The organism is Azospirillum sp., assembly GCF_050789165.1.
Map to the genome: position 1 here is coordinate 1 of NZ_JBOZRT010000163.1, position 7,330 is coordinate 7,330.

General features: G+C 67.9%; 6 protein-coding genes. 4 read left to right on the plus strand and 2 right to left on the minus strand.

All coding sequences use genetic code 11. The features are described from left to right. Positions 1-51: 51 nt before the first annotated feature. Together urtA and ACRWK7_RS35090 are read right to left on the minus strand one after the other, a co-directional pair. On the minus strand, positions 52-1,344 hold the full coding sequence (gene urtA / locus ACRWK7_RS35085) for an urea ABC transporter substrate-binding protein (protein WP_431862476.1): 1,293 nt from the start codon (positions 1,342-1,344) through the stop codon (positions 52-54). Between the two features lie 168 nt (positions 1,345-1,512). Continuing rightward, positions 1,513-2,355 (minus strand): DUF72 domain-containing protein, encoded by an 843-nt coding sequence (locus tag ACRWK7_RS35090; protein WP_431862478.1) that lies wholly within the window; start codon positions 2,353-2,355, stop codon positions 1,513-1,515. A gap of 93 nt (positions 2,356-2,448) precedes the next feature. Here ACRWK7_RS35090 and ACRWK7_RS35095 point away from each other — a divergent pair, with 93 nt between their 5' ends. From ACRWK7_RS35095 to ACRWK7_RS35110, 4 genes are all read left to right on the plus strand, one after another. Next, on the plus strand, positions 2,449-3,378 hold the full coding sequence (locus tag ACRWK7_RS35095) for a bifunctional helix-turn-helix transcriptional regulator/GNAT family N-acetyltransferase (protein WP_431862480.1): 930 nt from the start codon (positions 2,449-2,451) through the stop codon (positions 3,376-3,378). After that, the gene (locus ACRWK7_RS35100) at positions 3,375-4,259 is read left to right on the plus strand and encodes a DMT family transporter (RefSeq protein WP_431862482.1); all 885 of its coding nucleotides are present in this window, start codon (positions 3,375-3,377) and stop codon (positions 4,257-4,259) included. Before ACRWK7_RS35095 ends, ACRWK7_RS35100 begins: the two co-directional genes overlap by 4 nt. Before the next feature lie 109 nt (positions 4,260-4,368). Beyond that, complete coding sequence (gene argE / locus ACRWK7_RS35105) at positions 4,369-5,520, plus strand: acetylornithine deacetylase (protein WP_431862484.1); 1,152 nt, start codon at positions 4,369-4,371, stop codon at positions 5,518-5,520. Between the two features lie 42 nt (positions 5,521-5,562). Then, on the plus strand, positions 5,563-7,167 hold the full coding sequence (locus ACRWK7_RS35110) for an ABC transporter substrate-binding protein (protein ID WP_431862486.1): 1,605 nt from the start codon (positions 5,563-5,565) through the stop codon (positions 7,165-7,167). Positions 7,168-7,330: the final 163 nt, after the last annotated feature.

A 7,330-nucleotide genomic window follows, 5' to 3' on the forward strand; every position in this document is an offset into this window, starting at 1 on the left:
CCCGACGCCTTTGGCGTCACCCTCTCCCCAGGGGGGAGAGGGTTGAAGCGCTTACTTCAGCTTGCCGTACTTCGGCTCGGCGCAGTTGCCGCAGACCCAGGGGAAGGTCCAGTCGGCGGTCAGCTTGGCGCTCTCCGGGATGAACGGGCTCCAGGCGTCGGCCTTGATCGCGGTCTTCGTCTGGTTGACGATCTGGAACTGGCCGTTGGCCTGGATCTCGCCGATCATCACCGGCTTCGACAGGTGGTGGTTGGTGTTCATCACGCTGTCGTAGCCCGACGGCGAGCGGACCTTCTGGCCGTACATGGCCTGGCGCACCGCGTCCACGTCGGTGGTGCCGGCCTGCATGACGGCCTGCGTCCACATCTTGAAGCCGATGTAGGTGGCCTCCATCGGGTCGTTGGTGACGCGCTTGTCGTTCTTGATGAACGTCTTCCACTGCTTGATGAACGCGTCGTTCTCCGGGCTGTCCACCGACTGGAAGTAGTTCCAGGCGGCCAGGTGGCCGACCAGGTTCTTGGTGTCGATGCCGGCCAGCTCTTCCTCACCGACCGAGAAGGCCACCACCGGGATGTCGGTCGCCTTGATGCCCTGGTTCGCCAGCTCCTTGTAGAACGGCACGTTGGCGTCGCCGTTGATGGTCGAGACCACCGCCGTCTTCTTGCCGGCCGAGGCGAACTTCTTGATGTCCGCGACGATCGTCTGCCAGTCGGCATGGCCGAACGGCGTGTAGTTGATCAGGATGTCGTCCTTCGGCACGCCCTTGGAGATCAGGAACGCCTCCAGGATCTTGTTGGTCGTGCGCGGGTAGACGTAGTCGGTGCCGGCCAGCACCCAGCGCTTCACCGAGCCGCCGTCGGGGCCCATCAGGTACTCGACCGCGGGGATCGCCTGCTGGTTGGGCGCGGCGCCGGTGTAGAAGACGTTGCGCGAGGACTCCTCGCCCTCGTACTGGACGGGGTAGAAGAGCATGCCGTTCAGCTCCTCGAACACCGGGAGCACCGACTTGCGGCTCACCGAGGTCCAGCAGCCGAACACCGCGGCGACCTTCTCCTTCTGCAGCAGCTCGCGCGCCTTCTCGGCGAACAGCGGCCAGTTGGAGGCCGGGTCGACCACCACCGCCTCGACCTTGCGGCCGAGCAGACCGCCCTTCTTGTTGATGTCGTCCACCATCATCAGGACGGTGTCCTTCAGCGTCGTCTCGCTGATCGCCATCGTGCCCGACAGCGAGTGCAGGACGCCGATCTTGATCGGGTCCGCCGCCATCGCCGCCGTGGCGAACAGGCCCGCCGCCAGCGCGCAGCCCGCCACCATGCCCCTCATCGCAAGCGCTTTGATGCCCATCTGTCTCCCCTTTTTCTTCGTCGGGTCGGATCACGACGCGGGGATCATTCGCAAACGGGATGCCAAGACGGTTGGCCGCACGGAAATCCACGCGTCCTAAGCGTTTCGCGGTAATGGCACGAGGTGCGACCGCCTGCCGCAGGCCGCCCATATTCTGGGCAAGCCCGTTCAGGAGGCAGAGGTTTGCGCAAAATTTGTGCGCTCGAAGCGACGCGCGAGATTCAAGGCGTCGAACGGAGCCCGCACCTGCGCGTCGTTGTCGAAATAGACGTGCACCTCCTCGGCCCCGTCCAGCATCCAGCCGCGGATCCGCGCCGCCCACGCGTCGAGCGCGGCGTCGGAATAGCCGCTGACGTACAGCTGCTCCGCCCCGTGCAGGCGGGCGTAGGCGAAGTCGGCGGTGAGCTCGTCCATACGCTCCCATCCCGGCGCATCGGAACTGACGAGCGCCACGCCCCGCGCGCGCAGCAGGTCGAGGAAGCGGTCGTCGCGGAAGCTGGTGTGCCGCACCTCGACGGCGTGGCGGATCGGGCGCACCGCGTCGGTCTCGGTCCAGCAGCGCCCGGCCACTTTGTCGTCGTGCCGCCGGGCGAGGCGCGCCGCCTCGGCGGTGTCGCGCGGCAACAAGTCCAGGAAGCGCCCGACCTTCGCCGGGTCGAAGCGCATGCGCTCCGACACCTGCCAGAGGAACGGCCCCATGCGGTCGCCGAGCAGCAGAAGGCCGGAGGCGAAGAAGTTCGCCAGCGCCCCTTCCACGTCGCCCAGCTGCTTCCGGTGGGTGATGAAGCGGCTGCCCTTGATGGCGAAGCGGAAGCCGTCCGGCGTCTCGGCCCGCCAGCGCCGGAAGGTGTCCGGGCTTTGCAGGCGGTAGAAGGTGGCGTTGATCTCCACCGCGTTCATCAGCGAGGCGATGTGCGCCAGCTCCCGCCGGGCCGGCAGGCCGGTCGGGTAGAAGGTCTTGCGCCAGCCCGGATAGGTCCAGCCGGAGGTGCCGATGCGGATCGCGCCCATAGTCGGGTTAACGCCCGGATCGGCGGGATGTTCTCTTGACGCCGTCAGAGGTTTGATTGACGATGTCAAATATCTCACCGGCGGGAGGACACCATGACGGGTCCGGACCTTCTGCGGCGCATCGAGGCGGTGCGCCGGTTCAGCCGCTTCTACACGCGCAAGGTCGGCGTGCTGCACGAGGGGCTGCTGGGCAGCCCGTTCTCGCTGGCCGAGGCGCGCGTCGTCTACGAATTGGCGCACCACGAGACCACCACCGCCAACGAGCTGTGCGAGGAGCTGGAACTGGACGCCGGCTATCTCAGCCGCATCCTGCGCGGTTTCGAGCAGCGCGGCCTGATCAGCAAGCAGCCCTCCCCCGCGGACGCGCGGCAGAACCTGCTGGCGCTGACGGCCGAGGGGCAGGAGGCGTTCGCCCGCCTCAACGACCGCTCGCGCTTTGAGATCGCGGACATGCTGGGCACCCTGTCCGACGCCGACCAGGAACGGCTGGTCGATGCCATGCGCGTGGTCGAGGATCTGCTGGGCGGGCGGCCGCCGCGCAAGGTGCCGTACATCCTGCGCCCGCCGCGCCCCGGCGACATGGGCTGGGTGATCGAGCGGCACGGCACGCTGTACGCCCAGGAGTACGGCTGGGACGAGAGTTTCGAGGCGCTGGTCGCCGAGATCGCCGCCGGCTTCATCCGCAACTACGACCCGAAGCGCGAGCGCTGCTGGATCGCCGAGATGGACGGCCGCAACGTCGGTTCGGTCTTCGTGGTGAAGGCGTCCGACGACGTGGCGAAGCTGCGCATGCTGATCGTCGATCCGTCGGCGCGCGGCCTGGGCCTCGGCCATCGCCTCGTGGACGAATGCCTGCGCTTCGCCCGGCAGGCCGGCTACCGCCGCATGACGCTGTGGACCAACAGCATCCTGCTGGCGGCCCGCGGCATCTACGTAAAGGCGGGCTTCGAGCTGGTGGCGTCGGAGCCGTACCACAGCTTCGGCAAGGACCTCGTCAGCGAGACCTGGGAGCGGGATTTGTGAGCGAGGGCCACGCCCGCCTCGCCATCCTCGCCGCCGCCGCGGTCGGCGTGCAGGTGGGCGCGGCCATCGTCGCCACGCGCTTCGTGGTCGGGCAGACCGGGCCGGCGTCGCTGGCGCTGCTGCGCTACGCCATCGGCTTCCTGTGCCTGCTCCCCCCCGTGCTGGCCTCCCGCCGACTCCGCTTCGACGCCAAGGACGTGATACCGATCGCGCTGTTGGGTATCGTGCAGTTCGCGGTGGTCATCGCGCTGCTGAACTTCGCCCTGCAGACCGTGCCTTCCGGGCGGGTGGCGCTGCTGTTCGCCAGCTTCCCGCTGATGACCATGCTGCTGGCCGCCGCGCTGGGGCGGGAACGGCTCGGCCTGCGCAAGTCGGCCGGCGTGGCGCTGACGCTGGCCGGAGTCGGCATCGTGCTGGGCGAGAAGGCGTTCGCCGCCGGCACCGCGCCCGGGGAATGGCTGGGCACCCTGGCGGTCCTGGGCAGCGCCTTCGCCGGGGCGCTGTGCAGCGTGCTGTACCGGCCGTACCTGCGTAAGTACGACCCGCTGCCGGTCAGCGCCTTCGCCATGCTGGCGTCGGTGGGGTTCCTGGCGCTGCTGGCCGGCGGCGAGGGATTCTTCGACGGCGCGCCGCGCATCACCGCGGCTGGCTGGGCGGCGGTGGTCTTCATCGGGGTGAGCAGCGGAATCGGCTATTTCCTGTGGCTCTGGGCGCTGCGCCACACCACGCCGACGCGCGTCACCGTCTTCCTGGCGCTGAGCCCGGTCACCGCCGCGGCGCTCAGCGCGCTGCTGCTGGGCGAACCGGTGACGGTGCAGCTGGCCTCCGCCATCGCGGTGCTGTCGGCCGGGTTGTGGCTGGCGCTGCGCGCACCGGCCTGACGCGATTTGCCATTTGACTCCCGTATTTTGTCCTCACATTGTTTAGACAACGAGACATTCGTACGAGCCCGCAATAAGGGCCGACGACAGGGATTAGGCAGGTAGGGTTTTGGACAAGACCTCACGGGACGTGATCGCCCGGCTGGTGGGATTCGACACCGTTTCGCGCCACTCCAACATGGCCCTCATCGAGTGGGTCAGGGGTTATCTGGCGGGGCTGGGAGTCGAAAGCCGGCTGGTACCCAACGAAGACGGCAGCAAGGCCAACCTCTACGCCACCATCGGCCCGATGGCCGAGGGCGGAGTCGTCCTCTCCGGCCACACCGACGTGGTGCCGGTGGACGGGCAGGCCTGGGACACCGACCCCTTCACCCTGGTGGAGCGCGACGGCAAGCTGTACGGCCGCGGCACCGCCGACATGAAGAGCTTCTCCGCCATCGCGCTGGCGCTGGTGCCGGAGATGCTGGCGGCGAACCTCAAGCGCCCCATCCACCTCGCGCTGTCGTACGACGAGGAGGTCGGCTGCTTCGGCGCCCCCTTCATGATCCAGCGCATGGTGAAGGAGCTGCCGCCGGTCGGCGCCGTCATCGTCGGCGAGCCGACCAGCATGGGCGTGGTGCTGGCGCACAAGGGCTGCTACGCGCTGCGCACCACCGTCACCGGGCACGAGGTGCACTCCAGCCAGGTGAACCGCGGCGTCAGCGCGGTGATGGTGGCGGCGCGGCTGGCCACCTTCGTCGCCGACATGATGGCGGAGAACAAGGCCAAGGCCGACCCGGCCTCGCCCTTCGACCCGCCCTACACGACGCTGCACGTCGGCACCATCAATGGCGGCACCGCGCTCAACATCATGGCGAAGCGCTGCGACTTCCTGTGGGACATCCGCACCGTCACCGGCGACGACTGGAAGACCTACCTGAACCGCTTCCTGGCCTTCTGCGACACGCTGCTGCCGGAGATGAAGGCGATCGCGCCGGAGTGCAGCATCGTCACCGAGGTGCTGGCCGGCGCCCCCGGTCTGGCGCCCGAGCCGCAGGGCCGCGCGGCGCAGCTGGTGCACGCGCTGACCGGGCGCAACGACACCACCGTCGTCGCCTACGGCGCCGAGGCCGGGCAGTTCCAGGAGGCCGGCTACTCCACCGTGATGTGCGGCCCCGGCTCCATCGACCAGGCGCACCAGGCCAACGAGTTCATCGCGATCGACCAGGTTACCGCCTGCGAGCGGCTCCTGCGCGGACTGATCGCGCGCCTATCTGCCTAACGACAAAAGCCCCCCAAGGGCGGACAACAGGGAGACAGAGACATGAAGATCGCGACCGCACTCCTCCGATCGGCCGCCGTGATCGCGCTCGCCGGCGCGGTCTTCGCGGGGGCCGCCGAAGCCAAGACGCTGCGCTGGTCCTACCAGGGCGACGCCACCACCATGGACCCGTACGGCCTGAACGAGACGTTCACGCTGGGCTTCCAGGGCAACATCTACGAGCCGCTGGTCGGCTACGACGCCAAGCTGCAGCCGGTGCCCATGCTGGCCGAGAAGTGGGAGAACCCCGAGCCCACCAAGTGGGTCTTCCACCTGCGCAAGGGCGTCACCTTCCACGACGGCTCGCCCTTCACCGCGGACGACGTGATCTTCTCGTGGAAGCGCACGCTGACCGAAGGCTCGGACATGAAGGGCTACGGCGCGAAGGCGAAGGAGATCCGCAAGATCGACGATTACACCGTCGAGGTCATCACGCCGACGCCCAACCCGATCCTGGAGCGCGAGTGGTCGCTCTTCTACATCATGTCAAAGACGTGGTCGGAGAAGAACAACACGACCGAGGCGACCAACGTCAAGGGCTCGAACCAGAGCAACTACGCCAACCGCGCCGCCAACGGCACCGGCCCCTTCATGCTGACGGAGCGGCAGCCGGACACCAAGACGGTGCTGAAGCGTTTCCCCAACTACTGGGACAAGTCGATCAAGACCAACGTGGACGAGGTGGTGTTCACCCCCGTCTCGCAGCCGGCGACCCGCGTCGCCGCGCTGATGTCGGGCGAGCTGGACGTCATCCAGCCGGTGCCGGTGCAGGACTGGGAGCGTCTGGAGCAGACCAAGGGCGTCAAGCCGCTGACCGGCGCCGAGGCGCGCGCCATCTTCGTCGGCTTCGACCAGGCGCGCGACGAGCTGAAGTACTCCGACGTCAAGGGCAAGAACCCGTTCAAGGACCCGCGCGTGCGCGGCGCCTTCGTGCACGCGGTGAACCTGGAGGCGATCAACAAGCAGATCATGCGCGGCTCGGCCGTGCCGCTCGGCACGCTGATCGCGCCGGAGGTCAACGGCTTCGACAAGTCGTTCGGTGCCCCCTACCCCTACGACCCGGAGAAGTCCAAGAAGCTGCTGGCCGAGGCCGGCTATCCCAACGGCTTCACCGTGACCATGGACTGCCCGAACGACCGCTACGTCAACGACGAGAAGGTCTGCCAGGCGGTGGCCGGCATGCTGGCCCGCGTCGGCATCAAGATCGACCTGCTGGCGCAGACCAAGGGCAAGTACTTCGGCAAGGTGCTGGCTCAGGCCGGCTACGACACCAGCTTCTACATGCTGGGCTGGACGCCGTCGTCCATCGACAGCCACAACTCGCTGCTGAACCTCGCGGGCTGCCGCAACAAGGAGACGCAGTCGGGCCTGTTCAACCTGGGCGGCTACTGCAACCCGAAGGTCGATGAGCTGACCACCAAGATCGGCTCCGAGACCGACCAGGCCAAGCGCAACGCCATGATCAAGGAGGCGTGGGAGATCGTCCGCGCCGACTACGGCTACATGCCGCTGCACGCGCAGCCGATGTCGTGGGGCGTGCGCGAGGGCGTGCAGGTGGTCCAGCGCGCCGACGACGTGCTCGACCTGCGCTCGGCGGTGGTTCCGTAAGGTGAATTCCCTCTCCCCTCCGGGGAGAGGGTTAGGGTGAGGGGGTCCTTCGCCGCGGACGTTCGCCGTCCCCCGTGATCCCCCGCACCCCGACCCACAACCCCGCGGGGGGTGGGAGTGTAGGAGCCCCCATCGCAACAAAAAACACCAGCGCCAGCGGCAA

Excerpts from the sequence above, each read along its gene's own strand:
- urtA (WP_431862476.1), bottom strand. The coding sequence starts at position 1,344 with ATGGGCATCAAAGCGCTTGCGATGAGGGGCATGGTGGCGGGCTGCGCG.
- ACRWK7_RS35090 (WP_431862478.1), bottom strand. The coding sequence starts at position 2,355 with ATGGGCGCGATCCGCATCGGCACCTCCGGCTGGACCTATCCGGGCTGG.
- ACRWK7_RS35095 (WP_431862480.1), top strand. The coding sequence starts at position 2,449 with ATGACGGGTCCGGACCTTCTGCGGCGCATCGAGGCGGTGCGCCGGTTC.
- ACRWK7_RS35110 (WP_431862486.1), top strand. The coding sequence starts at position 5,563 with ATGAAGATCGCGACCGCACTCCTCCGATCGGCCGCCGTGATCGCGCTC.